Origin of the sequence: Salinivibrio sp. IB643, from assembly GCF_001996105.1 — a bacterium.
Classification (GTDB): domain Bacteria; phylum Pseudomonadota; class Gammaproteobacteria; order Enterobacterales; family Vibrionaceae; genus Salinivibrio; species Salinivibrio costicola.
In genome coordinates this window covers 24,975-51,340 of the sequence record NZ_MUFF01000019.1, presented here as the reverse complement: position 1 = coordinate 51,340, position 26,366 = coordinate 24,975, and the positions used below count along the sequence as shown (strand labels likewise).

26 protein-coding genes and 1 pseudogene are annotated in these 26,366 nt (G+C 50.0%); 13 read left to right on the top strand and 14 right to left on the bottom strand.

Annotated elements, in window-relative coordinates; all coding sequences use genetic code 11:
• Positions 1 to 344: 344 nt before the first annotated feature.
• Positions 345 to 1,262, top strand: coding sequence for a hypothetical protein (locus BZG77_RS09710; RefSeq protein ID WP_077647088.1), 918 nt, complete (start codon positions 345 to 347; stop codon positions 1,260 to 1,262).
• Positions 1,263 to 1,511: 249 nt separating this feature from the next.
• On the opposite strand, the pseudogene BZG77_RS09705 reads toward BZG77_RS09710, so the two are convergent.
• From BZG77_RS09705 to BZG77_RS09695, 3 genes and pseudogenes are all read right to left on the bottom strand, one after another.
• Positions 1,512 to 1,847, bottom strand: a pseudogene (locus tag BZG77_RS09705) (transposase); the annotation flags it as partial.
• Between the two features lie 50 nt (positions 1,848 to 1,897).
• Positions 1,898 to 2,197 (bottom strand): type II toxin-antitoxin system RelE/ParE family toxin, encoded by a 300-nt coding sequence (locus tag BZG77_RS09700; protein ID WP_077577371.1) that lies wholly within the window; start codon positions 2,195 to 2,197, stop codon positions 1,898 to 1,900.
• A complete protein-coding gene (locus tag BZG77_RS09695) occupies positions 2,194 to 2,436 on the bottom strand; it encodes a type II toxin-antitoxin system ParD family antitoxin (protein WP_077647087.1) in 243 nt (80 codons plus the stop codon). The genes BZG77_RS09700 and BZG77_RS09695 overlap by 4 nt, the downstream gene beginning before the upstream one ends.
• 647 nt (positions 2,437 to 3,083) lie before the next feature.
• Here BZG77_RS09695 and BZG77_RS09690 point away from each other — a divergent pair.
• The 5 genes from BZG77_RS09690 (at position 3,084) to BZG77_RS09670 (ending at position 5,389) form a co-directional block, all read left to right on the top strand.
• On the top strand, positions 3,084 to 3,566 hold the full coding sequence (locus tag BZG77_RS09690; protein WP_077461019.1) for a DUF1456 family protein: 483 nt from the start codon (positions 3,084 to 3,086) through the stop codon (positions 3,564 to 3,566).
• A 187-nt stretch (positions 3,567 to 3,753) separates the two neighbouring features.
• Positions 3,754 to 4,140 carry a hypothetical protein gene (locus tag BZG77_RS09685; protein WP_077461021.1) on the top strand — a complete coding sequence of 129 codons (387 nt, stop codon included), beginning with the start codon at positions 3,754 to 3,756 and terminating at the stop codon, positions 4,138 to 4,140.
• A 75-nt stretch (positions 4,141 to 4,215) separates the two neighbouring features.
• Positions 4,216 to 4,713, top strand: a complete 498-nt coding sequence (locus tag BZG77_RS09680) for an ASCH domain-containing protein (RefSeq protein ID WP_077647086.1) — start codon at positions 4,216 to 4,218, stop codon at positions 4,711 to 4,713.
• Between the two features lie 159 nt (positions 4,714 to 4,872).
• Positions 4,873 to 5,133, top strand: coding sequence for a type II toxin-antitoxin system Phd/YefM family antitoxin (locus BZG77_RS09675; RefSeq protein WP_021024591.1), 261 nt, complete (start codon positions 4,873 to 4,875; stop codon positions 5,131 to 5,133).
• On the top strand, positions 5,126 to 5,389 hold the full coding sequence (locus BZG77_RS09670; RefSeq protein WP_077647085.1) for a Txe/YoeB family addiction module toxin: 264 nt from the start codon (positions 5,126 to 5,128) through the stop codon (positions 5,387 to 5,389). Before BZG77_RS09675 ends, BZG77_RS09670 begins: the two co-directional genes overlap by 8 nt.
• Positions 5,390 to 5,464: 75 nt before the next feature.
• Here BZG77_RS09670 and BZG77_RS09665 read toward each other — a convergent pair whose 3' ends face one another.
• On the bottom strand, positions 5,465 to 5,662 hold the full coding sequence (locus BZG77_RS09665; protein WP_077647084.1) for a hypothetical protein: 198 nt from the start codon (positions 5,660 to 5,662) through the stop codon (positions 5,465 to 5,467).
• Positions 5,663 to 5,767: 105 nt separating this feature from the next.
• On the opposite strand from BZG77_RS09665, the gene BZG77_RS09660 reads away from it, so the two are divergent.
• On the top strand, positions 5,768 to 6,055 hold the full coding sequence (locus BZG77_RS09660) for a YkgJ family cysteine cluster protein (RefSeq protein WP_021024594.1): 288 nt from the start codon (positions 5,768 to 5,770) through the stop codon (positions 6,053 to 6,055).
• 53 nt (positions 6,056 to 6,108) lie between these two features.
• On the opposite strand, the gene yciA is transcribed toward BZG77_RS09660, so the two are convergent.
• Positions 6,109 to 6,507, bottom strand: coding sequence for an acyl-CoA thioester hydrolase YciA (gene yciA, locus BZG77_RS09655; RefSeq protein ID WP_021024595.1), 399 nt, complete (start codon positions 6,505 to 6,507; stop codon positions 6,109 to 6,111).
• 114 nt (positions 6,508 to 6,621) lie between these two features.
• Positions 6,622 to 7,965, bottom strand: coding sequence for a sodium-dependent transporter (locus BZG77_RS09650; protein WP_077647083.1), 1,344 nt, complete (start codon positions 7,963 to 7,965; stop codon positions 6,622 to 6,624).
• Between the two features lie 517 nt (positions 7,966 to 8,482).
• Here BZG77_RS09650 and cls point away from each other — a divergent pair.
• Positions 8,483 to 9,943 (top strand): cardiolipin synthase, encoded by a 1,461-nt coding sequence (gene cls, locus BZG77_RS09645; RefSeq protein WP_077647082.1) that lies wholly within the window; start codon positions 8,483 to 8,485, stop codon positions 9,941 to 9,943.
• A gap of 74 nt (positions 9,944 to 10,017) precedes the next feature.
• On the opposite strand, the gene trpA is transcribed toward cls, so the two are convergent.
• The 7 genes from trpA to aroF form a co-directional block, all read right to left on the bottom strand.
• Complete coding sequence (gene trpA / locus BZG77_RS09640; RefSeq protein ID WP_077647081.1) at positions 10,018 to 10,842, bottom strand: tryptophan synthase subunit alpha; 825 nt, start codon at positions 10,840 to 10,842, stop codon at positions 10,018 to 10,020.
• A complete protein-coding gene (trpB, locus tag BZG77_RS09635; protein WP_077461030.1) occupies positions 10,842 to 12,032 on the bottom strand; it encodes a tryptophan synthase subunit beta in 1,191 nt (396 codons plus the stop codon). Before trpB ends, trpA begins: the two co-directional genes overlap by 1 nt.
• A 75-nt stretch (positions 12,033 to 12,107) precedes the next feature.
• Positions 12,108 to 13,496 (bottom strand): bifunctional indole-3-glycerol-phosphate synthase TrpC/phosphoribosylanthranilate isomerase TrpF, encoded by a 1,389-nt coding sequence (trpCF, locus tag BZG77_RS09630; protein WP_077647080.1) that lies wholly within the window; start codon positions 13,494 to 13,496, stop codon positions 12,108 to 12,110.
• Positions 13,493 to 14,512 (bottom strand): anthranilate phosphoribosyltransferase, encoded by a 1,020-nt coding sequence (gene trpD, locus BZG77_RS09625; RefSeq protein ID WP_443216240.1) that lies wholly within the window; start codon positions 14,510 to 14,512, stop codon positions 13,493 to 13,495. The genes trpCF and trpD overlap by 4 nt, the downstream gene beginning before the upstream one ends.
• Positions 14,513 to 14,614: 102 nt before the next feature.
• Positions 14,615 to 15,238 carry an aminodeoxychorismate/anthranilate synthase component II gene (locus BZG77_RS09620; RefSeq protein WP_077647079.1) on the bottom strand — a complete coding sequence of 208 codons (624 nt, stop codon included), beginning with the start codon at positions 15,236 to 15,238 and terminating at the stop codon, positions 14,615 to 14,617.
• Positions 15,235 to 16,839 (bottom strand): anthranilate synthase component 1, encoded by a 1,605-nt coding sequence (locus tag BZG77_RS09615; RefSeq protein ID WP_077647078.1) that lies wholly within the window; start codon positions 16,837 to 16,839, stop codon positions 15,235 to 15,237. Before BZG77_RS09615 ends, BZG77_RS09620 begins: the two co-directional genes overlap by 4 nt.
• Positions 16,836 to 17,849 (bottom strand): 3-deoxy-7-phosphoheptulonate synthase, encoded by a 1,014-nt coding sequence (gene aroF, locus BZG77_RS09610; RefSeq protein ID WP_077461176.1) that lies wholly within the window; start codon positions 17,847 to 17,849, stop codon positions 16,836 to 16,838. The genes BZG77_RS09615 and aroF overlap by 4 nt, the downstream gene beginning before the upstream one ends.
• 569 nt (positions 17,850 to 18,418) lie before the next feature.
• On the opposite strand from aroF, the gene rnm reads away from it, so the two are divergent.
• From rnm to rluB, 3 genes are all read left to right on the top strand, one after another.
• Positions 18,419 to 19,321, top strand: a complete 903-nt coding sequence (rnm, locus tag BZG77_RS09605; RefSeq protein ID WP_077647077.1) for an RNase RNM — start codon at positions 18,419 to 18,421, stop codon at positions 19,319 to 19,321.
• Positions 19,322 to 19,411: 90 nt separating this feature from the next.
• Positions 19,412 to 20,032, top strand: a complete 621-nt coding sequence (locus BZG77_RS09600) for an L-threonylcarbamoyladenylate synthase (protein WP_077577260.1) — start codon at positions 19,412 to 19,414, stop codon at positions 20,030 to 20,032.
• A gap of 288 nt (positions 20,033 to 20,320) precedes the next feature.
• Positions 20,321 to 21,298: a 23S rRNA pseudouridine(2605) synthase RluB gene (gene rluB / locus BZG77_RS09595; RefSeq protein WP_021023931.1), complete on the top strand. Its 978-nt coding sequence runs from the start codon at positions 20,321 to 20,323 to the stop codon at positions 21,296 to 21,298.
• Positions 21,299 to 21,393: 95 nt separating this feature from the next.
• Here rluB and BZG77_RS09590 read toward each other — a convergent pair whose 3' ends face one another.
• Positions 21,394 to 22,137 carry a YciK family oxidoreductase gene (locus BZG77_RS09590; RefSeq protein WP_077647076.1) on the bottom strand — a complete coding sequence of 248 codons (744 nt, stop codon included), beginning with the start codon at positions 22,135 to 22,137 and terminating at the stop codon, positions 21,394 to 21,396.
• Between the two features lie 125 nt (positions 22,138 to 22,262).
• Here BZG77_RS09590 and sohB point away from each other — a divergent pair, with 125 nt between their 5' ends.
• Both sohB and topA read left to right on the top strand, forming a co-directional pair.
• Entirely contained in the window at positions 22,263 to 23,315 is a 1,053-nt protein-coding gene (sohB, locus tag BZG77_RS09585) for a protease SohB (RefSeq protein WP_077647075.1), read from the top strand.
• Positions 23,316 to 23,725: 410 nt separating this feature from the next.
• Positions 23,726 to 26,356, top strand: a complete 2,631-nt coding sequence (topA, locus tag BZG77_RS09580) for a type I DNA topoisomerase (protein WP_077647074.1) — start codon at positions 23,726 to 23,728, stop codon at positions 26,354 to 26,356.
• Positions 26,357 to 26,366: the final 10 nt, after the last annotated feature.

Sequence of the window (26,366 nt, the reverse complement as noted above, 5' to 3'; positions counted from 1 at the left end):
CATAATAAGCTAACTCTTGTTTGCGTAATACGGGTTCGAGACCCAGTCGAGTATTCGAGTTTGGTGCTTGGAGTTCTAAGGTGCGTTCATGTTTGTTATCGGTCTCTCGACAGAGGAGCCAGCGTTCAATCGAACTGCACATTAGAAAGCTTTAGTTGCAGCTAAAGCCTGGGTCTCACTTTACCCAAATACGGGTGAGATTATCCATACAAACAATTTAAGAGTGATTCAGCACGCTTGGCATTTTTGGTTTGGGCCTAATTCAGTGATTACGGTGGTCAAGTTAAGTGTTGTGCTTGCGTGCTTCACACCTTAATTGGGCGTTATGCAACTAAGGAGTAACATTGATAACATTTTTATTTGGTGCAGGGGCTAGTTATGGTTCGGGTAAAACCGAGCCTTACAATCCTCCATTAGGTAATTACCTATACGATAATCTTGTTTCTCAAAAAGGTAGCTTTGGACAGTTACCAGAGAAATCTCACGAGGTGTTTCAACTACAAGGTTTTGAGGCAGGAATGGCAACGGTGTCTAACGACAGCCGAATAATTAATCCATTGCAAAAAGAAATAGCGTGTTATTTGTCAAAATTTCAAATAACACCTGAAAATGCTTATGTTAGGCTATTTAACAAAATTCAAAAGTTAATGCCTCGAATAAATATAGTTACACTTAATTACGATACTTTGATAGAGCAGGCTATAGCATCAGTGGGTTATCCCGTTGATTACAATGGTACTGGAGAAGGTGTTACTGTTCTTAAACCTCATGGTTCATCTAATTTTTTGCCTAGGATGCCAAGTAGTTGGAACATAAGTGGCAACGTAATGGTTGATTGCGGGACGTTCTTCGATGGCTTTCCAACTGATGCGGTGGCTACAAACCAAGAGGTCGTTCAATGGTGCAATGATCCACGTAATAGTGATTTAAGTCCCGCCTTGTCGATGTATGAAAAAGGAAAACGCGTAGTTGTTAACTCAAGTTTAATAGACAATATTCAAAAGCAGTACAGTAATGTTGTGGCTAACTCTAAGTTTATTATTCTTGTCGGCATTAAGTACATTGAGCACGATACTCATATTTGGCAAGCTTTAGAGGAAAGTAGTGCAACTTTACTTGTTGTAGACCCCTATCCTCAAGACACGATCAATTGGCTATCAGTAATAAATCGAAGTAACGCCGAGGTAATTAACTCAGGTTTTGACACTGCAGTATGGGAAATTACAAAACGTGTAAAAAGGTTTGCGTGCGAAGTTGCATAACAAATAAGAATAAGTGTCGCGCAGCCGACACTTTATTTGGGTGTTGAACAAGCCCGTTGCTTTATTAAGTAAATAGCTCGAATGCGCATAGGTGGGTGCTGCGTCTGGCACTTTTTTCAGCGCGAGCGCAGCCAAGAAGTGAGCAGATAAGACATCACTTCAATACGTTACGTTAACGATGTGGTTTTTGTTGGTTTGCTCTCCTGTGTTTGAGTGAACGCCATTCTCCTTATTCTGTTCGCCTTTCGGCTACCTCGGTCGTGTCACGCCCACGCAGACCATGAGCCGCTCCCCGCATGTAGGACAACATCGTGTCGTATGCTGCTCAGGGGCCGCCTCAACGGGCAAGGTCTGGTGTACCATGTGAAGCAACATACGTTGAATATGGTATCGCTTGTGTTTGGCGCTGCCATGCAATAAGCCATAGTCACGCACGCGTTGTAGCCCTTTGAGTAAGACATGCTGAAGTATTAACATCAGGGACTGATTGGTAGGCAACGAGCGGGTCGCCGATTGATTTGTCTGGCTGTCGGTGTACCGGAAGGTCACCTGATGGTCACTGATGTCGATGATATCTTTGTCGGGCGTGCGGATAAAGATACTGTTGATTGGCAGAGTAGGAAGAAACATAGGCGTTATACGCCAAAGATTGGGTTCACATCTATACTCTTATGCAAGATTCTGATGATCTGGATGTTTTGGCTACCAATTTGTTGATAAAAAATAACATGGCTTCCTTGTGGAAATTTTCGGTAGCCATCTCTGATTTCATCACAAGTTTTACCAATATCAGGATTTTCAGCGAGTAGCCAAAATGATTCATCGAATTGTTTGAGGTAAATATTACGTTGCTCGCGGCCCCACCTGCGGGAGGTAAACAAGGCAATGTCTTTTAAATCAGACTTTGCCTTGTTGGTTAGTTGAAATGGTTTCATTTTCCCTCTTCGCTATCTAGTTCACTGATAAACGAATCGAGGTCATAATCAGCCATACCACTTTCTTCACCTTCAACGAGTAGTTGTCGCAAAGTGTTTATTTTCGTTTCTTGTGTTTCGAGTAAACGTAGAGCGGAACGAATTACTTCACTTGCTGAGCCATAGCGTCCACTTTGGATTTGGTTACTGATGAAGCTATCAAAGTGTTCGCCGAGAGTGATGCTAGTATTTTTAGCCATTGCAATCTCCTAATACCAAATAGTACCTAATTATGGTATTAATTTGAGGTGATCGCAAGTGGCGCACAACAAACGAGAATAAGTGTCGCGCAGCCAAAAAGTGGGTAGATAGGCTGTCACGCCCACGCAGACCATGAGCCGCTCCCCGCATGAAGGATAACATCGTGTCGAATGCTGCTCAGAGGTCGCCTCAATGGGCCAGATCTGAACAACTATCCTGACATCGGGAGATTCAGTGCTGTCCATATTGTGGTGAGAAGTTAGAACGAGAACTTACCCAGCAAAAGCAACCTTACTATTACCATTTCGGCGCTTGCTAATTAGGCTGCTGATCTATGTTTTTTTAGTACGTTGTCAATCACTCGTTTTTGGCGAGGTTTTTATCTCACATTGCGCCGTCTCTGAGCATTGAACTTACGATCACCGTCATATTACCAACGGTGCAGGTTCATTCTTTTAATGCGATTTATTACGCAATTTGGATCGCCTGCTATCGAAGAAGGACGATGAGGATCAGTCAAGCCTGAAGTGATGACTTTGCCTTAAATGAACACAATTGATAGGGAATAGAGAGTAAACCTGATATGATCCATGTCTTCCAGTTTTCACGTTGATACCACTGGATTTACCTAAGACTAGGAACTATTTTGACCAATAATGACATTTTACGCCGTGTACGCTATACATTTGATTTAAAAGATAATGTAACAACTGAGATCTTCGCTTTAGCCGATTATACAGTGACCAATGATCAAGTCAGTCGCTGGCTGAAAAAAGAAGACGATGAATATTTTGTTAAACTTAGCGATACAGAACTAGCGATATTTCTGAATGGCTTTATCAATCTTAAACGTGGTAAACGAGACGGTGAGCAGCCTAAGCCAGAGCAAAGGCTAAGTAATAATATCGTTTTTCAAAAATTACGCATTGCTTTGAACTTAAAAGCAGAAGATATTTTAGATATTCTGCAGCTTGCCGATTTTCGCTTAAGTAAGCATGAGCTCAGTGCCTTTTTCCGTAAACCGGATAATAAGCACTATAAAGAGTGCAAAGACCAAGTGCTGCGAAACTTCTTATCAGGCCTCCAGCGTCAGTTACGTCCAAGTAGTGACCAATTCGATGTGGAATAAGCGATAACACTGTCAAATAGCTTCCTCATCTGCGTGCCTAGCAGCATGAGGATGACTATTTACCAGRAACACGTATAAAAGGAATGTTTGTGTGAAAAGTAATTGTGTTCTATTTTTAACATTCACAGTAATGCTGCCATGTTTTAGTACTGTGGCTGCAGAGCTCCCCATTAAAAAGCAGAACCTAATGGGGCAGTGGACATGCTCGTTTACCATGCAAGGTGATAAAGTCTACAAAGAGCAATGGACATTAAAAGATAACAACGCGTTCTCACTACAAGGACGTGTTGAATATTTTCTTGGCGAAAAGAATGCGCACTTTTTATATGATGCGACAGGTGAATGGGAGTTAATCAACGAGACAATTAAGTTGGTTTACAATCCGTTTGAGTTTCAGAGCAAAGACAGCTTCAGTCAAGATTATATCTCCGATATTGAAACCGTATACATTACACCGGCATGGAATGGCACACGACGATTTCAGTACGACGTTGAAGCGTTGTCAGCATCACGTATGCAAATCGGCGATGACTACGATAGCTGGCAATGTAAAAGAAACAAACGTGCGAATTAAACGGCTAAAACTACTTTGTTGATAACTCGCGCAACGTGCCAAACCGCGAATTAGGTAGAAAGATCAAGGATGCTAATGAATACAGAACAACAGGAATACTTAAACGCCTACCTTGCCACTTTAAGTGACGAAGAACGTCAGGCCGTGCCTGAAACCATTGCCGAGTACTTTTGCGCGGATGAATACAACGCCAATGAATGCGCTCGTTTGATTGACCAAGGCATTAAACGCGCATCGTGTAGCTTAAAAGTCTGCTATGAGATAGAAAACGAACCCTACCCACAAGTGGGCCGTTTAACTGTGGTGCTTAACTGGGCGCAGCAGCCGGTTTGTATTATTAAAGTAACTGAAGTGAGCGAGTGCCCGTTTGATCAAGTGACTGCTGAATTTGCCGCAGCGGAAGGTGAAGGCGACAAGAGCTATGCGTGGTGGCGGCAGGCACATCTTGCATTTTTTGAGCAGGAAGGGCGAACACTCGGCGTGCCGTTTACAACCCAATCCCCTTTGGTGTTAGAGCGCTTTGAGAAAGTCTATCCGCTTGATAACCATGAAACTGAGCAGGTAAGCGCATGATAAAACAAGTCGGTCAAACATCCATCCAACCCGAACACTTGGCCCGCTGTCACTGCGGGGCGGTTGTGTTAAGCGAATAACCACTAAACATGTTCTTTAAGTTGTACATGTCTTGTTTGTTGCTCTATACTTCGATGTTGTACGAATAGGAGTGATCCGATGAAAATTATTTCGTTTACTGAAGCGAGAAATGGCCTCAAAACGGTATTAGATGGAGTGGTTGATGACGCTGATACCGCTGTCATTACCCGACGTGATGCAGAGGATGCGGTGGTGATGTCGCTTGATTACTACAACAGCCTTATGGAAACCGTCCATCTGTTGCGCTCGCCCGCCAATGCTGAGCACCTAAATCGCTCCATTACTCAGTACAAGATGGGGAAAGCGATGGAGCACGCGTTAGTCGACGACGATGAGTAGTCGCTTACTTTGTTGGACGGATGATGCGTGGAGTGGCTACGTGTACTGGCAAAGTCAGGATAGAAAAACACTCAAGCGAATCAACAAGCTTATCCTCGATGTAAAACGAACGCCATTCGAGGGAATAGGTAAGCCCGAAGCACTAAAAGAAAACCTGACCGGCTTTTGGTCGCGGCGTATTGATGATACCAATCGGCTGGTTTACGCCGTGGATGATAGGTCTATTACGATCCTATCTTGCCGATATCACTATTAGTCACCTAGCGCCTACGGTGCATAATGGCACAATGGTTGAGGCGTCATGCTCACCACTCTCAATAAAAGTCACGCCTTATAATGCCTCTGGATAGTGTGTTTTCAGTAACTCTTCGACTACCGCCAGGTTCTGTCCGAGCTTTCTCAGTGCCAGCAAACGTGTTTTGCTAAATTTAGCGTCTTTAGGTACCAAGCGCATGATGTAGGCAGCGCGTTTGCCGTGGGAATTGAATGCGTTGTGATCCCAAGTGTAGCAATTCAGTGAGTCAAACACATAAACTCCCTTCTATCTTAAACTCCCTTCTATCTTAGGGCCTTGGTTCGTCAACACGGTCAATTTAGCGTAGGATGCCAGTAATCCAGTCACATGTAGCTGTTTATGACTATTGAAGTAACAAACGTGCCAACCTCCGATGTTACCTGCGCGACGTGTAAAGCGTGTTGCTGTCGCTTAGAGGTGATGCTGATTACCGATACCGGTGTACCGAGAGAGCATATTGAAATCGATGCTTGGGGCGGAGAGGTAATGAAACGGCTTGACGATGGTTGGTGCTCGGCGGTTGATCGAGACACGTTTATGTGCACGATTTATGAAAATCGGCCTTGGATTTGTCGAGAGTTTGAAATGGGCTCAGATGAATGCATCGATGAGCGTAAAAACATGTAACCACGATTCACCGTGAAAAAAGAGGGCCTGTTGAACAAACTGGCCCTCTTTTTTTATTTTTTGATCGCGCGAGGGCGGCCGTTCTCATCAATGGCAACATAGTTAAATGTTGCATGACTGACCTTATTACGATCACCAATTTCATCATGGCTGACGGGCTTAACCCATACCTCGAGTTCAATGGTTATCGACGTATTGCCGATACGTTGGCAGGTACCGTAGCAGCAGACCACATCGCCGACGCTCACCGGTGATTTAAAGGTAATGTCATTGACTGAGACAGTCACAACGCGACCGCCTGAGATTTCTTTCGCCAAAATGGCGCCGGCCAGATCGAGCTGAGACATAATCCAGCCACCAAAAATATCACCATTGGCGTTAGTGTCCGCAGGCATCGCTAATGTACGAAGTAGCAGTTGGCCGCGTGGGCAGTTGTTTTTATTGTCAGACATGGCTCTCTTCACATCTTATTGAAAAGGGGCAATGCGCCCCTTTTTTACAGTACAAGATAAGAATTGTGACCGCTAACACAGTATTCGGGCAAGTTTTTATTGGTCTGATAAGCGTTAAACCCAATCCCAGCCGAAGACCAACAGCATTAAAATGGGGCAAATAACACGCACATAGCCGGGCCAAATTTTCCAGAACCAGGTGTCGCCCAGTTCAGGACTGCCTTGCACCAACTCTTTTAATATTTCGTTGCGGTGCCATAGCCAACCGGCGACAAGCGCAAACAGTAGGCCAAGAATTGGCTGTGCGTATTCGGTGGTCACGGTGACGACCAAGCCAAACAGCTCGCCAAAGTTGTAGACGATGATGGCCGAGGCGGCGGTGATCAGGCTTCCTATCCACCAGACCGCTTTTTCTCGTGATTGTTTCAGCTCTTCGGTCGCACAGGCGACAGGCACTTCAAGCATGGAAATCGCCGAGGTGAGTGCCGCAATCACCATGAGCAGGAAGAAGGCAAAACCGATGAATAAGCCCGCCGAGCCCATGGTGTCAAACATGGCCGGTAATACGCTAAATACCAGGGTGTCGCTGCTCAGCAATTCGCCCGCTTCGCTGTATATCGCCACCCCATTGTGCTGTGCCACAAACATGGCGGGCATGATCAGTAGCCCCGCGGTAAAGGCAATGCCCGTATCGAGTAACGCAACTTGCGCGGCCGTTTTAGGAATGCTGGCAGATTTGGATAAGTAAGAGCCGTAGACCATCATCACGCAGACACCGAGCGATAACGAGAAGAAGGCTTGTCCCATGGCACTCACAACCAGGCTAGGTGACAGGTGTGACATATCGGGGATCAGGTACATTTTTAAACCGTCGATCGCACCCGGTTGGAACAAAATGTACACCACCATGACCACGAACAACAAAAACAGGACGGGCATAAGGCGGGATGACCAACGTTCAATGCCGTTAGCAATGCCATTGCGCACAACCAGGATGGTCGGCACCATAAAACACAGCATCAATACCAGATTTCGGGTATCGCTAAATGATTCTAACCAGGTTGCTGTTTCGGTAAAGCCCAATGCGGTCAGTAAAGGCGAGACCATAAACCCGACCAGCCAGCCAGCGACAATGGCATAGAAGCTCAGAATACCCGTCGCTCCCAGCATACCGACTAAGCCGAGCAGGCGGCCCAACCACTTGTGTCCGCCGGCAACCGACGACAAAGAGCGAACAGGGTTGGCATTACCGTAACGGCCAATAGTGAGTTCTGCTATTAAAAGAGGGTACGCTAGGATAAAAACCATTAGCAGATAAATGAATAGAAAAACGGCGCCGCCGTTAGAGGCGGTTTGGGTCGGGAATCCCCAAATGTTGCCTAGCCCAATGGCTGAGCCTGCTGCCGCCAAAATAAACCCAATGCGGGATGAAAATTGTGCGCGTTGTGTGTTTGCCATACCTACTCGTTATCGTTTGCGATAATTAATTGATTTTTTTAACGACACCTCAGGATGTCGTCGTTGATGAAACTGTCAAAGGTGTAAACTTTTTATTACGAACTTGGATGAGTGATTCCCAGCTCAAAGACTCGTAAGTAAAACAGTTTATGCGTAGAATTTGAAGATCTTGCCGTATGTAATGCCTAAAATAAGCATAATTTCCCCATATTCTTCCTGCTTGTGATGACTTCTTCGACAGTGATAAGCGCGATTCGCTACCTATAGTGAGTATCACAGTGACTTTCTCTGCTGCAATTACTGATTTAACAATCTAGCAACATTGCGGTGAGTTGTCACAATTATATGAATGACTGCGCTAATATAAGCGCCAATGATGTGCGTTAACTCACTGTCGAGTCTGATTTTGTCATAACCTAAAGACAAGGGATTGCTTGCACCCGCTCAAAACCTAGGCAGAATGGAAGAGCTAGCGGGTTAACCCTTTATTAATGACTATCAAGGTGTGCACTTGGGCATGGAAAAAGTCTACGAAATCCTTACCGTACTGTTGTTGTTACTGTACTGGTTAACAATTGCGGGTGTAACGATACGCGTGGTATTCAAGCGACGCGCACTGGGCGTGTCGATTGCTTGGCTGATGATTATCTATATTCTGCCGATTGTGGGGGTGATTGCGTACCTGCTTTTTGGAGAATTGAACTTGGGGAAAACCCGAGCCGTGCGGGCGAAAGCGATGTTTGAGCCTTATCGTCAGTGGCTGTTAAGTTTACAAGCGTGTCCCGCGCACCGCCCCCATCATATTAATGAGCAATCCCACCATGTGAACCGGCTCTGTCATGCTCGAATTGGTGTCCCTGAGCTCACGGGCAATCAATTGGCGTTGAAAACGGAACCGGCAGAGATCCTTAAATCTGTGGCACTCGACATTCGTCAGGCGCAAAAAAGTGTGGATATGGTGTTTTATATCTGGCATCCGGGCGGGCACGCTGATGAGGTGGCGCAGGCGGCGTGCGATAAAGCAAAACAGGGCATTCCAGTGCGGATCATGTTGGATTCTGCAGGGAGTAAAGCTTTTTTCCGTAGTAAATGGCCTCATGCGATGCGCGAGGCCGGGGTTGAGCTGATAGAAGCACTGGCGGTGAACCCGTTCAGGATGTTCTTTCGTCGCCTCGATATTCGCCAGCATCGTAAAGTGGTTATTATCGATAACCAACTGGCTTATACCGGCTCGATGAATATGGTCGATCCACGATTTTTCAAGCAAAATGCGGGTGTTGGTCAGTGGGTCGATGTGATGGTTCGCGTGTCGGGGCCGACGGTATCGGTGCTTAGCAGCGTATTTGCCTGGGACTGGGAAGTTGAAACCGGCATTCGTGACCTGCCCAGTGCGCCCGAATGCTTGATGATAGAAGATCATCAACATGCCAATCATGCCGTACAAGCGATTCCGTCGGGGCCTGGATTGCCTGAGGGAATGATCCAACAAGTGCTCACCTTGGCCATTCACCAAGCGGAAACCAGTATTACGATTACCACGCCTTATTTGGTCCCCAGTGAAGGCCTGATGGTCAGCCTGCAAACCGCGGCGCAACGCGGTGTGAAAGTGACGATCATTGTGCCGGAAAAAAATGATTCGCTGATGGTGGAGTGGGCGAGTCGCTCATTTTTTGAGGACTTGATGTCAGCCGGGGTAGACATCTATCGCTTCAGTGGTGGCTTATTGCATACCAAATCTGTGCTGGTGGATGAGCAGTACTGCCTCGTGGGCACGGTGAACCTCGATATGCGCAGCCTATGGTTAAACTTTGAATTGACTTTGACTGTCGATGACCCTGAATTTTGTGCTGCTATTAACCAATTACATCAGGATTATCTGGCTCAGTCTTCGCGCGTGAACCCTGAGAGCTGGCAACAAAGGCCGGTTTACCTCAAACCTATCGAGCAGTTTTTTTATATGTTTAGTCCGCTGTTGTAAAAAAAGCCCACCATGGCACGACTTGCCTGGTGGGCTTTTTGCTATCGGTACTGATGACGACAAGCGACTGAAAGCTACGAGGCGTGTGCTGTTGCCGCTTTCATGGCTCGGACAAACTCAGTAAGCGCGTTGAGCATAGTCGGCACGTCGTGCTGATGGGTTTCAATAATTTTCACCACCGCTGAGCCTGATATTGCACCGGCGGCTCCGGCCACAATGGCTGCCTTGACTTGCTCAGGGGTTGAAATACCAAACCCAAGTAGCGGGCGCGGTGCTTGATGATGAAGTAGGGTGCCTAGCAAGTGCTCGACCGGTGTGCCGGCTTTGGCTTCCGCACCTGTTACCCCGGCGCGCGATACCAAATAGGTATAGCCACGACCCAGCTCGGCCACTTTGGCGAGGGTTTTATCGTCCGCATTGGGTGGGGCGATAAAAATCGGATCGATACCGTGCGCTAGGGCGTGATCACGAAAGGGGGCAGATTCAGAAATCGGGGCATCGGCGATAAGCACCGAGTCGACGCCAACCTCAGCGCAGCGGGTGTAAAATGTTTCGATACCCCGTGCATAGACTAAGTTGGCGTACATTAATAACCCAATGGGAATCGTGGGGTGCTTGGCACGAATGGTCGCTAACATGTCAAAACAGGTATCGGGTGTGGTGCCTGCTTTTCGTGCTCGGATGGTGGCGTCTTGAATGGTCGGCCCATCAGCGAGCGGATCGGAAAATGGCATGCCGAGCTCTAGGGCATCCGCGCCACCTTCAATCAAGGCATCGACCACGGCGAGCGATTGCTCAGGATTCGGATCCCCCAAGGTCACAAAGGGAACAAAGGCGCCTTGCTGTTTGGCATCCAAGTTTGCAAACATTGATGAGTATCGCGTTGATGGTGCCACCATTACAGCTCTCCTTTGCCTTCTAAAATCTCATAAACCGAAAAAATATCTTTGTCGCCTCGGCCCGATAAATTAACCACTAATATCTGCTCTTTATTGGGGTCGGCGGCGATCATTTTTTGCGCGTGTGCCAGGGCGTGGGCGGTTTCTAATGCGGGAATGATCCCCTCATTACGCGCCAGTGATTGAAAGGCTTCCAGCGCCTCGTCATCCGTGGCCGCCGGGTATTCAGCACGACCAATGGCGTTGAGGTGGGCATGTTGAGGTCCCACGGACGGGAAATCTAACCCCGCAGACACGGAATACGACTCCTCTACTTGGCCATATTCATCTTGCATTAATGGCGATTTCATCCCAAAGAAAATCCCGGGCTTGCCGTGTTTTAAGGGTGCGCCGTGCTGATCGGTATCGAGTCCTTTACCGGCCGGTTCCACGCCAATTAAGCGCACGTCTTTGTCTTCAATAAAGTCCGCAAACATGCCAATGGCGTTTGAGCCGCCGCCGACACAGGCGATCACCGCATCGGGCAAGCGGCCTTCTGCGCGCAGGATTTGTTCGCGGGTTTCTTCGCCAATAATGCGTTGAAACTCGCGCACAATGGTCGGGAAAGGATGAGGGCCGGCCGCGGTGCCGAGCAAGTAGTGCGCGGTATCATAGTTGGCAGACCAGTCGCGCATCGCCTCGTTACAGGCATCTTTGAGGGTCGAGGAGCCGGCGTGCACGGGGATCACCGTTGCGCCCATCAGCTTCATGCGAAACACATTGGGGCTTTGACGTTCAACATCCTTGGCACCCATATAAATGCGGCATTTTAGCCCCAACAGCGCACATGCGAGTGCGGTCGCCACGCCGTGTTGTCCGGCGCCGGTTTCGGCAATAATTTCTGATTTGCCCATGCGCTGAGCGAGCATCGCTTGGCCAAGCACTTGGTTGGTTTTGTGCGCGCCACCGTGGAGTAAATCTTCACGTTTGAGATAGAGTTTAGTCTTGGTGCCCTTGGTAAGATTACGGCATAACGTCAGTGCGGTGGGGCGTCCCGCGTATTCTTGCAATAGACGAATATAGTCGTCTTTAAAGGTGGGATCTTCTTGCGCATCAATAAACGCTTGCTCGAGTTGATCGAGCGCAGGCACCAAAATTTGTGGCACGTACTGGCCGCCAAATTCACCAAAATAGGGGTTAAGCTTGCTCATAATAATCCTTTTACGTCTTTAATTTGGTGCCGAGGTGCGTCGTTCACCCCGGCGTAATCACTCATCTCTGGACAATTAATAACGGCGTAGGGCACGAAACGCCGCGTTAAGCTTGTGGGCGTCTTTCACTCCGGGCGCATGTTCGACGCCGGAGTTAAAATCGAGCCCTAAGCAGCCTTGTGCAGCGGCCTTTGCGGCATTGTCGGGCGTCAAACCACCCGCAATCATCACTTTGTCTTTGGCCGCTTTTGGGATCAGGTGCCAATCAAAGGTTCTGCCGGTGCCGCCAGATTGCTGACCGACTCGGCTGTCGATGAGGTGGCGGTCTGCGTCGATGCCGTCTAACGCTGGGGCGACATCAGACACACCGTGCGCTTTCCACATTTCACAGTGGGTCGGAAGCCTTTCGCGTAGTGCTTGTAAGTACGCAGCATCTTCATCGCCATGTAATTGCACCGCGTGTAGGTTGAGCTGATGGGCATGCGCTGCGACTGTCTCTATTGCGTGGTTTTGGAACACGCCCACATAGCGAAGCGGCGCGCCTTGCTGTACACGTTCGGCCACGGCTGGGGTTACCGCGCGCGGCGAGTGTTCAACAAAAATGAGCCCGCCATAAACCGCGCCCGCGTCATAGGCGGCGAGGGCATCATCGGCTGAGGTTAACCCGCACACTTTGTTATCGCCCAAGATCACTTTACGTAGCGCAAGCGTGAGATCGGGCTCTGCCATTAAGGCACTGCCAATCAAAAAGCCGTCGGCGTAATCGGCGAGGTCGCGCACATGGCGGTGGCTATGAATGCCACTTTCTGAAATCACGATCGCTTTTTCCCCCACTTGCGGTGCTAAGCGTTTGGTGCGATCGCGATCAATACTTAAATCGCGCAAATTACGGTTGTTAATGCCAATCACCACCGCCCCTAAGGCATTGGCCCGCGCCAGCTCGTCTTCGGTACTCACTTCGGTAAGCACGCCAAGCTTTAAAGACTCGGCTAAATCGGCTAGCTCACGGTATTCGGCGTCGTCGAGCACTGACAGCATCAACAAGATCGCATCGGCTTGATAATGACGCGCGAGGTAAACCTGATACGGGTCGATAATAAAGTCTTTACACAGCACCGGCGCATCAACTTGGTCACGCACGATGGGGAGAAAATCAAAACTGCCCTGAAAGTAGTCTTCATCGGTGAGTACCGAAATCGCCGTGGCGAATGGCTTGTATGCTTGCGCAATGGCTGCTGGATCAAAATCGTCTCGAATCACTCCTTTCGAGGGCGAGGCTTTTTTGCACTCCAAGATAAACTGCGAGCCCGGTGCGGCTAACGCAGCACGAAAATCACGATCGCTCGGCGTCAGTTGGTCGACAAAGCTTTCTAACGGCTGGGCTTTTTTGCGGGCGGCGATCCAGCGTTTTTTGTCATCGACAATGCGGCCTAAAATGGTGTCGTTGAGGGCTGACGTGGTCATACTGCGCTCCTTTGTGCTAACGCTTGCATAATGGTGTAAGGCTTGCCCGACGCCATCACGTCCAAGGCCTGTTGGGTATTTGCTTTCAAATCTTCTTGTCCGAATAAGCGTAGCAATAGGGCGACATTGACCGCGACCGCCGCTTGCTGGGCATCTGTGCCTTTACCTTGCAAAATCGCGCGGATCATCTCGCGGTTTTGCTCGGGCGAGCCCCCGGCAATGCTGTCCAGCGGGTATTGGGATACACCAAAGTCGCTGGGGGTCAGAGTGTAATGCTCAATCTGCGTTGGCGTGATTTCTGCCACCGTCGTAGGGCCATGGATCGCCACTTCATCCAGGCCGTCACCGTGAACCACGGCCGCGCGCGTCATGTTGAGGTTTTGCATGGTTTGCGCAATTGGCGTCACCAGTGCTTGGTCGTACACACCCATCAGCTCAATACTGGGCTTGGCTGGATTGATTAACGGCCCAAGCAGGTTAAAGATGGTGCGCGTTTTCATGGCTTGGCGCACAGGCATCGCATGGCGCACACCGGTGTGGTATTGCGGGGCGAATAAAAAGCACACGCCAAGTGTATCCAGTGCCGCACGCGCTTGCTCGGCAGGCATGGCCAAATCAATCCCAAACGCGGCGAGTAGATCCGACGAGCCGGATATGCTCGAGACCCCGCGATTGCCGTGCTTGGCGACTTTCACGCCACAGGCAGCGGCCACAAATGCGGCGGTGGTAGAAATATTAATGGTGTTCGCGCCATCGCCACCCGTGCCGACGATATCGGCAAACGGATAGCTGGGACGTGGAAAAGGCTCGGCGTTATCGGTGAGTGCCTTCGCGGCGCCGGCGATTTCTTCGGGGGTTTCCCCTTTAATCTTCAATGCGGTTAACGCGGCGGCTAATTGAGCAGGCTCGAGCTCGCCTTGAATAATGGCGCTAAATAGTTGTTCACTGTGCGTTTGGCTGAGCGACTGCTGTTGGTAGAGCGCTTCTAGTAGGTGATCCACGGTTGCTTGATCCATCACTGCATTTAACCTCGATGTGTCTGTCCTGACGTCCGTACTTATTGGTGCTGTACGTGTTGTATCTCTATTCGTTTCTTTATTTATTGGTTTGTTTAGCTATTAATCACGATTGCCTTGGTAAAATTCACTCGCCCAATCAATGGTGTGGGTGAGTAGCGCCGCCCCTTGCGCGGTTAAAATCGATTCGGGGTGGAATTGATAACCGACTACATAGTCGGTATTGCTCACCACGGCCATCACTTTCTGATCTTTGCCATCAAAGGTTGTGGCGATGACATCCAAGTTGGCAGGGACATCAGTGGCAACCAGTGAGTGGTAACGGGCGACGGTTAATGGTGAGGCAAGTGGACCAAATACCGCATGTTGCTGATGGTGCATGGCTGAGGCTTTGCCGTGCATAATGGTGCCGGCGCCTGCCACTGTACCGCCGTAGGCTTCAACGATGGCTTGTTGGCCCAAACAAATCCCCAGCATCGGCACGTGGCCGCGTAAGGCCTCAATCAATGCGGGCATGCAGCCGGCATCGGCGGGTGCACCCGGGCCGGGCGAGAGCACCAGTAGCGGCTGGGGCAGGGCACGAATGTGGCTGACAATGGCATCAGCATCTAAATGGTGCCGGAACACCGTGACCGGGTAACCCAATGCGCGAAATTGATCCACTAAGTTATAGGTAAAGGAGTCCATGTTATCGAGCAAGACAATGTCCATTTTCGGGGTGCTCATGGTTGGCCTCCTTGGTGAGCAGCTTGAATCGCATGGATCACGGCTTGCGCCTTGCCGCGGGTTTCGTCCGCTTCCGCTTGTGGGTCAGAATCAAACACCACGCCTGCGCCGGCTTGCACGGTAGCAAGGCCGTTTTCAACGTAGGCGGAGCGGATCACGATGCAGGTGTCCATGTCGCCTGAACCGGTAAAATATCCCACCGCACCGCCATAGCTACCGCGGCGGCACTGCTCGGTATCACGGATCAGTTGCATCGCTCTAAGTTTCGGTGCACCGGTGAGCGTGCCCATGTTCATACAGGCTTGGTAGGCATGCAGCGCGTCAAGATCGGGTTTAAGTTGACCTACCACCCGAGAGACTAAGTGCATGACGTGGCTGTAGCGGTCCACTTTGAGCAAATCGGCCACGTGGCGGCTGCCGGGCGTGCTAATGCGTGCAACATCGTTACGGGCCAAATCGACTAGCATCATGTGCTCAGCATTTTCTTTTTCATCATTACGCAGCTCAAGTTCAATCCGGCTATCTAAGTCGTGATCAATGCTGCCTTGGGCCGTTTTTCCGCGTCGACGAGTACCGGCAATAGGGTAAATTTCGACTTGATTGGTCGTTTGGGTATATTTGAGTGCGCTTTCTGGTGAGGCACCAAATAAGCTGAATTCGCTATCGCGCAGATAAAACATATACGGGCTAGGATTGCCGTGTTTCAGCGCGCGATAGGCATTGAGCGGCGACGGGCACGCGAGTGTAAAACGGCGCGAGGGCACCACTTGAAAAACATCCCCGGCGATCACGTGTTTTTTTAGCGCTTCAACTTGCTGACAAAAGTTTGAATCGGAGACTGAAACTGCGACCGAGTGTTCAGTCATCACGGGCGCGTCGGGAAGTGGCGCAGGCGATAAGCAGGCTTCTTTGATGCGTTGCAAGCGGCGCGATAAATCCACGTAGTGGGCACTTGCATTATCGCCACCAAACAAGGTGCCTTGTAAGCGTGCTTGTCGGTGTTGGTGATCAATCACCAGTAAGCTCTCGGCGACATAAAAGAGATAATCCGGACAGCTCTCGGTGCCGTCTACGCTGGACAGTGTTTCGGTACTGGCGACTAAGTCATAGGCAAATAAGCCGCCGATAAACAGCGCATCGTCAGGTTGGTTCTCCAACGCGACGCTTTGTTTAACGACGCGCAGCGCATCAAACACCGACGCTTGGCGCAGGCGGGCGTCTTCATCCAATAGGGCACCATTGTCGTTAGGATGGCGGAATGTCAGTGTCAGTGCCGGCTGATTGTTACGCTCAGTGCTTTCTGCCTCACAGGGTAACGCTTGCAGCGCCGCACTTTGCCTGATGCTGTCGAGCAAATGGGCGCCATTATGGGTCAGCGCTTGCAAGGTTACGGTTTGCGCCCGGCATTCAATCCGTACCGCGGCGTCAACGAGCATCAGGCTTTTCACGTTGCGCTTTGAGTCAATTTCAGCTGACTCCAGCAACATGCTAAAGGGTTTATCTTGGCACACGGCGGCATACAGCTCGGTCGGATCGGCCACATAAGGCACCGACAGTTGGAGCGTATCGAGCTCACCGTATTGGAGGTGATGGGTGTTCACAGCTTTCTCCCTGCCGCTTGAACAAAGGGGGTTAATTCTTGCATTAGCTGCGCGAACATATCGCCGGTCAATGCTTGGTGACCGTCTGACAACGCCTCGCTTGGATTCAGATGGCTTTCCACAATAATGCCATCTGCACCGACGGCTGCAGCCGCGCGTGATAGCGGCGTGACGAGCTCTCGCACACCCGTTCCATGGCTCGGGTCGACCAGTACTGGCAGGTGGCTGCGTTGTTTCATAAAGGCCACCGCGTTTAAATCCAAGGTGTTTCTTGTGGCGGTTTCGTAAGTGCGAATGCCGCGCTCACACAAAATCACATTAGGGTTGCCCGCATCGACAATATATTCCGCTGCCAGCAAACATTCTTCGATAGTGGCGGAAAGGCCGCGTTTTAACAAGACCGGTTTGCCAGTTTCTCCCACTGCTTTGAGTAAGCCATAGTTTTGCATATTACGTGCGCCAATTTGCAAGCAATCAATGTATTCACACACGGCATCGACTTGGCTGATTTCCATCACTTCTGACACGGTTGGCATGCCGGTGAGCTCACTGGCTTTTTTTAGCAGCTTAAGCCCTTCTATTCCCATGCCTTGAAAATCATAAGGGCTGGTGCGCGGCTTAAAGGCACCGCCACGTAACACGCGAGCGCCGTGGGTTTTAACTCGCTCTGCCACGGAAAGCAATTGAGGTTCCGACTCCACCGAGCAGGGGCCAGCCATGACCACAAAGTCTTGTCCACCGACAGGCACATTGCCGATATTTACTACGCTATCGTGCGGCTGCACATCACGGCTGACGCGTTTGTACTTGGTTAAAATCGGTTTCACTTCTTCAACCAGCGGGTTGGCCTCAAAGTGGCATTGTTGCAAAACGCGTTCATCGCCCAACGCGCCGAGTACAATGCGCTCAACCCCTGGCATGTAAAGCGGTTTTAATCCGCACTGCTCGATTTGGTTGAGTAGCCCTTTGGCGTCCTGCTCAGTGGCTTGGGGTTTAAGTACAATAATCATCAAATATCCTTTTAAACTATGGTTGTGGATTACCGTGGCTGAATGCTTAGTGGCCAAATGCTTAGTGGCTGAATGCGTAGTAGCACGATAACGCTTAATGGCAAAGCTCAGAGACAAAAACGCCCGCGTCAGTGGCGGGCGTTGTGAATAAGGTAGCTGTTGATACAGCCCGTCACACCGCCCGTAAGGAGCCGTGCCACCCAATAAGCGCAACAGAGGTCATAGATGTCGCTAGCGCGCTGACGGCCAGTACTGCAGTGGGTGCCGTGTCAATGCCCTTTGTACGAGGCGAGGTATTGAAATACATGCTGCGAGACTCCGTTGTGACTGTTACCCTTAGCGCCATCTTGCTCCCCGAGACCGAGAAACGGTGCGCGTTAACTTGTGTACTAGTAAACTGATATTTTATCTCTGTGTCAACGGGGAAAACCAAAAGAATGCAGAAAAAGTGCTGAAAAAGCGCACCATAAAAAATAACAAATGAATCAATAGTGTTCGCGTACGTGCATTAACTTGCTTGCGTTAGCATCACCAGAGTGCGTGGACATATTAAGGAAACCCGATACACCATGATCATTGATTTACATAGTCACACGACGGCCTCAGATGGCCGTTTATCGCCCCAAGATTTAGTGCAGCGTGCGGTTGAGCGCCGTGTGGGGGTGTTGGCGATTACCGATCACGACACCACTGCCGGGCTGGTGGATGCGCAAGCAGAAATTGACCGCCAAGCGCTGCCCCTCACCTTGGTCAGCGGTATTGAGATTTCTACTCTGTGGCAAAACTTTGATATTCATATTGTGGGCTTAAATATCGATCCGCACCATCCGGCATTAATCGCGCTGATTGCCGAGCAAGCTGAGCGACGCCAACAACGGGCGGAGTTGATTGCTGCACGGCTAGAGCGCTCGCATTATATAGGCGCGTTAGCGGGTGCACGTGAGCTGGCCGGTGATGCACCGCTAACTCGTGCGCATTTTGCCCGCTGGCTGGTAGAGCAGGGCCACGCGAAAACCATGCAGGCTTGTTTTAAGCGCTTTTTAACTCGAGGCAATACGGGGTATGCGCCGCCAAATTGGTGTTCGATTGCAGAGGCCGTTGAGGTGATTCACCAAGCCGGTGGACAGGCAGTACTCGCTCACCCGGGCCGATACAAACTCAAGGCTAAGTGGTTGAAGCGACTGCTAACGGCGTTTTCTGAGGCGAAAGGCGATGCCATGGAAGTTGCACTCCCTCAGCAGTCGCAACAAGAACGTCGTTTGCTCGCTGACTACGCGCGGGATTATGGCTTATTGGCCTCATTGGGCTCGGATTTTCATTACCCTTCACCATGGACAGAGCTAGGCCGAAATCTATGGCTGCCTAAAGACTGCCAGCCGCTTTGGTGGAATTGGGCATGGTTAGAGGCTGCCGAGCAGAAACAGCAATCGATAAATCAACTAGATAGCAACCAGTCAGACGCGTTACAATAGAAGGATAATAAGGATTATCCGGCGCGTCGGCTACTATCGCTGGGTTGCGGTGCGCATCCAAAACGTGGTCAAGCTACAGCAGGAGGAACCATGAGTCAGTTTTTTTATGTCCACCCAGAGAATCCGCAAGCGCGGCTGATCAAGCAAGCGGTGGAAATTGTGCGAAACGGTGGGGTGATTATTTATCCGACTGATTCGGGCTATGCGCTTGGCTGTCAGCTTGAGAATAAACAAGCGCTAGAGCGTATTTGCCGTATTCGTGATCTCGATAAAGATCATAATTTTACGTTGCTATGTCGCGATCTTTCTGAGCTTTCACTGTATGCACGGGTGGATAATGTTGCGTTTCGGCTAATCCGGAACAACACCCCAGGGTCGTATACCTTTATTTTTAAAGCGACCAAAGAAGTGCCAAAACGTTTGATGAATCCAAAACGTAAGACCATTGGCATTCGTGTTCCCGATAATCAAATCGCCCTAGATTTGCTCGAAGCTTTGGGTGAGCCATTAATGTCGACCTCGCTGATTCTGCCCGGTAATGATTTCACCGAATCCGATCCCGAAGCGATACGCGATCATTTAGAGCACAGTGTGGATTTGATCATGCACGGTGGGGTGTTGGGTGAGCATCCAACGACGGTGGTCGATTTTAGCGACGGTGCGCCTGAAATTCGACGCCAGGGTCGTGGTGATTCGACGCCGTTTGATTAATCCTTTATCGCCAGTGAACCAATAAACATTGCACTGCGTAATTATCAATGCAATGTTCTCGTTCTGATGTTGCGTCAGCCAGTGGTTGACCTTCCATTCCCGCCCAGCCACCTTGCTGGGCGTTTTTTTATGATCCCCGTGTCGTGTGGTGATAAAGGTCGAAACTGTTTCTCTATCTCGCTGCTTATTGGTATCATCGCTGACCGGCTAGTGTTTTTCTAGCCCATCATTTAATGCCAACCGTGACAATAATGACGCCTGTGAAGGCGACAGTAAGGTAAGACAAACATGAGCGAAAAATTACAGAAGGTGCTAGCGCGTGCTGGCACGGGGTCACGCCGCGAAATGGAAAGCTATATCCAAGCCGGCCGAGTGAGTGTCAATGGTGTGGTGGCCAAGCTGGGCGACCGTCTTGACGATCCGAGTGCGCTGGTGCGTGTCGATGGCCATGCAGTGCCGCTCAATGCGCCTTCTGAGTCAGTATGTCGCGTGCTGGCTTACAACAAGCCAGAGGGCGAACTATGTACGCGTAGCGACCCAGAAGGTCGTCGTACCGTGTTCGACCGGTTGCCAAAGCTCAAAGATGCCCGCTGGGTCGCTGTTGGCCGCTTGGACGCCAACACGTCCGGTCTCATGCTGTTTACCACTGACGGTGAACTGGCAAACCGCTTGATGCATCCAAGCCGCCAAGTACAGCGTGAATATATGGTGCGCGTTTTTGGTGATGTGAACGAAGACATGGTGCGCAACGTGGTGGCCGGTGTCGAGCTTGAAGACGGTGTTGCCCGCTTTGAGGACGTGGTTTACGCGGGTGGCGAAGGGATGAACCACACCTTTTATGTTGTGATCACCGAAGGGCGTAACCGCGAAGTGCGTCGCCTTTGGGAAACTCAAGGTGTGACTGTGAGCCGCTTGAAGCGAGTGCGTTACGGTGACATTTATCTTGAGAAAGACCTGCCACGTGGTGGTTGGCGCGAGATGGAACTTAAAGAAGTTAACTATTTGCGCGAGATGGTGGAAATGAAGCCTGAATCGCAAACAGTGATCACGCCAGAAGACCAAAAGCGTAAAAAGTCGCGTCAGAAAATTCGTCGAGCAGTGCGCCGCTATGAAGAGCGTATCGACTCGAACGATAAGCCAAAGAAAGCCCGTCAAGCTCGCCGTGGTAATGCCCCGGCAGCAGGACCAAAAGGGTCGGGGCCAAAAAAAGGTAGCCCACGCCCTGGCGCGCCAAGAGGGAAAGGAAAGCCTCGGACGCGTAAATAAAACGCTTTCAGCATTAATCAATGAAAACCCGGCCTTGTGTCGGGTTTTTTGTTTTGCGCAGAAAAACAACGCCCCGTCAATGGGGGCGTTTTTGTTTATCGCTTGGGTTGCGCATCAATGCACTGGCCATGCACTTCAACACCTTCCGGGGCCATGAGGTAGACGTAGAGCGGAATAATATCGAGTGGCGTTTTTAATGTGTCGGGATCCTCGCCTGGGAAGGCGCTGGCGCGCATGCTAGTTCGCGTGCCACCTGGATTAATCGCGTTCACTCGTACCTTGGTGTCTGACATTTCATCGGCCAGTACTTGCATCATTCCTTCCGTGGCGAACTTAGAAATCGCGTAGCTGCCCCAGTAAGCGCGGCCTTGATGACCCACGGTAGACGTGGTAAACACCACGCGCGCATCATCAGATTTTTTCAGCAGTGGCAGCAAGGCTTGTGTCATCAACATGGTGGCTTTGACGTTCACTTTCATCACATCGTCATGCGATTTTTCATCGATTTGATCGAAAGGGCTTAGCACGCCAAGTAGGCCTGCATTATGGAGTACACCGTCTAAACGACCAAATTGTTGGTCAATGGTATCCGCCATGTCGAGGTAATGCTGCCGGGTTGCCCCCAGCATGTCTAAGGGAATAATGGCAGGTTGTGGTGCACCCGTGGCAGTAATTTCATCGTACACAGCTTCAAGTTTTTTCACGGTGCGGCCGAGCAAAATCACCGTCGCGCCTTTTTCAGCATAGCTCAGTGCCGCTTGACGACCAATACCAGCGCCGGCGCCGGTGACCAAAATTACACGCCCTTGAAGCGCGTCGGAGGTTACTTGATAGTCCACAGTACAAATCCTTATTTATTGTTAAACGTAGATTATTGTAAGGTTGCGGGTAATGTGTGACAACCAAGTGCGTGATGCACTGGGCTGAGGCATTGCAAACTCAGAGATAAAAAGAGGATACAACATTGGAATTCATTGCGGATTATGGGCTTTTTTTAGCGAAAGTCGTCACCTTTTTAATGGCAGCGGTGGTGTTAGTGGCACTGCTACGCGCGGCGAATGATAAAGGCGGACAGAAAGGCAGCCTGAAGCTTACCGATTTAACCGATAGCTTTAAGACCTACCGGCAGTCGCTCGAACATCATCTTTACAATGAGTCATCGTTAAAAGCGCGCGATAAAGACGAGAAAAAGGCGAAAAAGAAAGAAGAAAAGGCACAAAAGGCCGCAGCGAAGAAGCAAACGGCGCAGCCAACACAGCGCGATCCGCAACTTTTTGTTCTGACTTTTAAAGGCAGTATTGATGCCCGTGAAGTCGAGGCATTGCGTGAGGAAGTGACCGCCATTTTGTCGGTAGCGACCGAACAAGATGAAGTCTTGGTTAAACTGGAAAGTGGCGGCGGCATGGTGCACGGCTATGGGTTAGCCGCCTCGCAACTGGCACGCGTTCGTAAAGCCGGCGTACCGCTGACTGTCGCGGTTGACAAAGTCGCGGCTAGCGGTGGCTATATGATGGCATGTGTGGCCGATAAGCTGATCGCTGCGCCTTTCGCAATCATTGGTTCGATTGGTGTGATTGCCCAGCTCCCCAACTTTAATAAGTTGCTCAAGAAAAACGATATTGAGTTTGAGCAGCTGACCGCAGGGGAGTTTAAACGTACCTTGACCATGTTTGGTGAAAATACCGATAAAGCGCGTGAAAAATTCAAAGCCGAGTTGGAAGAAACGCATGGTCTATTCAAAGCGTTTATCACCGAGCACCGCCCTTCGTTAAATGTTGATGAGGTCGCAACCGGCGAGCACTGGTTTRGCAACCAAGCATTAGAGCTTGGCTTGATTGATCAAGTCTGTACTAGCGACGAGTATCTTTTTGAGGCAGCCAACAAGGATCGTAAAGTGCTATCGGTCTCTTATCAGCAGCGCAAAAATATCGCTGAGAAATTAGCAGGCACCTCCGCTGAGGTGGCCGATCGTGTGTTACTTAAATGGATTAGCCGAGGCCAGCGTCCGCTGGTATAAGCAAGCGCGCGTGCATGATATCGGTATATTGCACATAAAATAGGGCATCGTCGCATTGACTGCTGGCATGCCTTTGGCTTGGCGAAATCACGCTATGATGGGATAAATATCAAGAATAATGTGAGCCAAGCCAAAAATTACCGTATCCACTTAGCTATTTTACAGGCGGCAATGGTAATGATTAGCGCGCTTTTTGCCGAAAAGTGGCATAGCGAATAACCGATACACTACTATCACAACTGGTTAACAATTGTGGAAGGTGCGAGCAATCAGCGTGTTTTACTGCGAATTTAGTTGATATTCGGCTAGACTCGCTCAATATTGTAAAACAGATAGCGGCATTCCAATATCGGAGTGCAACGCAACGAATTTTCGACAGTTTTAGCGCAAAGGGCGTCAATTAGGTCATTATGGGCAAATCTCTCGTTATCGTGGAGTCCCCTGCAAAGGCGAAAACGATCAACAAATATCTCGGCAAAGATTTCATTGTGAAGTCGAGTGTCGGGCATGTGCGTGATCTGCCTACTGGAGCGACCCAGGGCGGTAAAAAAGCTGCACCTGTGTCTACGAAAGGGCTCAGCGCCGAAGAAAAAGCGCAAATTAAGAAACAAAAAGAAAAGAAGGCGCTCATCAATAAGATGGGCGTCGATCCTTACAACGGTTGGCAGGCGAAATATCAAGTGCTGCCGGGCAAGGAAAAAGTCGTTGCCGAACTCAAATCACTGGCCGAGCAAGCTGACCATGTTTATCTCGCAACGGATTTGGACCGCGAAGGGGAAGCTATAGCTTGGCACCTGCGGGAACTGATCGGTGGCGATGAAGATCGTTTTAAGCGTGTTGTGTTTAACGAAATCACCAAAAATGCCATCACCCAGGCGTTTGAAGCGCCGGGAGACGTTAACATTGATGGCGTCAATGCACAGCAAGCCAGGCGTTTTCTCGACCGTGTGGTGGGCTTTATGGTGTCTCCGCTGCTTTGGAAAAAAGTGGCGCGCGGTTTGTCGGCAGGGCGTGTGCAATCGGTCGCGGTGAAATTGTTGGTCGAACGCGAGCATCAAATTAAAGCGTTTATTCCTGAAGAGTTTTGGGATGTGCATGCGGACACGCTCACCCCTAACGAGCAGGCGCTTCGATTGCTCGTTGCACAGCAAAACGGAAAAGCCTTTAAGCCGAAAAACAGCGATGAGGCGATGGCCGCGGTGTCCGCGTTGGAAAACGCGAGCTATGTGGTACGTGATCGTGAAGATCGCCCCTCAACCAGTAAGCCATCTGCGCCTTATATCACCTCAACACTTCAGCAAGCCGCCAGTACGCGGTTAGGCTTTGGGGTGAAGAAAACCATGATGTTAGCGCAGCGTCTTTATGAGGCGGGTTACATCACCTATATGCGTACTGATTCGACCAACCTTAGCAAAGAGGCGGTGGACGCAGCGCGGGGATATATTGCTAGCGAATACGGTGAACAATATTTACCTGAGTCGGCGAACGTCTACGGGGCAAAAGCCAATGCGCAAGAAGCCCACGAAGCGATCCGTCCATCGGATGTTGGCGTGACGGCGAGCGATTTGCAAGGTATGGATCCTGATGCGCATCGACTGTACGACCTGATATGGCGTCAGTTCGTGGCGTGTCAAATGGTACCGGCTAAGTACGACTCCACCACATTGACCGTAGAGGCCGGTGAGTTCTCTTTGAAAGCAAAAGGGCGGATTTTACGTTTCGATGGTTGGACGCGCGTACAGCGCCCGACGGGTAAAAACGAAGATCAAATCTTGCCTGCTGTGGAAGTGGGACAATCACTGACGTTGAGTCAGCTTGATCCGAAACAGCACTTCACTAAGCCACCGGCGCGATTCACGGAAGCGGCTTTGGTTAAAGAGCTGGAAAAAGCGGGTATTGGCCGTCCGTCCACGTATGCGTCGATCATTTCGACCATTCAAGATCGTGGTTATGTGCGCGTCGAAAATCGTCGTTTCTACGCAGAGAAAATGGGAGAGATCGTCACCGATCGTCTGACCCAGAGCTTTGCAGACTTGATGGATTACGACTTTACCGCCCGGATGGAAGCGTCGCTGGATAAAATCGCTGAAGGTCAAGCCGATTGGAAAGGCGTGCTTGACGACTTCTTTGCCGACTTCACCGCAGAGCTAGGGCAAGCGGAACAAGACGAAGAAGAAGGCGGGATGAAACCGAACAATATGGTCATGACGGATATTGATTGTCCAACATGTGGCCGTAAAATGGGTATTCGTACTGCATCAACTGGCGTCTTTTTGGGCTGCTCAGGATATGCATTACCGCCGAAAGAGCGTTGCAAAACCACCATCAATCTGATGGATGAAGACGGCATTGTTAATGTCCTAGAAGAGGATGTTGAAACCGCGGATCTTCGTGCCATGAAACGTTGTCCGATTTGCGAAACGGCGATGGATTCATACCTGATTGACCAACATCGTAAGCTTCATGTCTGCGGTAATAACCCAAGCTGTGAAGGTTATGTGGTCGAAAAGGGTGAGTTTAAACCGAAAGGCTATGACGGTCCGGTCGTTGAGTGTGACAAATGTGGTAACGATATGGTGCTGAAAAATGGCCGTTTCGGGAAGTACATGGGTTGCACCAATGATGAATGTAAGAATACGCGCAAGATCTTGAAAAACGGTGATGTTGCACCACCGAAAGAAGATCCTGTGCATTTCCCTGAACTGCCTTGCGAAAATTCGGACGCCTATTTTGTGCTGCGAGACGGCGCCTCGGGGCTGTTTATGGCGGCAAGTAACTTCCCTAAATCGCGTGAAACTCGCGCGCCGCTGGTGGAAGAGCTCGATCGCTTTAGAGATCGTATCTCGGAGAAATTCCAATACCTTGCGGATGCACCACAACAGGATCCTGATGGACGACCGACGGTAGTTCGTTTTGCACGTAAAACCAAAGAAAACTACGTGCGAAGTGAAGAAGACGGTAAGCCATCCGGCTGGTCAGCTTTCTTTGTCGATGGTCAGTGGGAAGTCACTGACAAGCGCAAGAAGAAGGCCAAAGCCTAATGAGATTCAA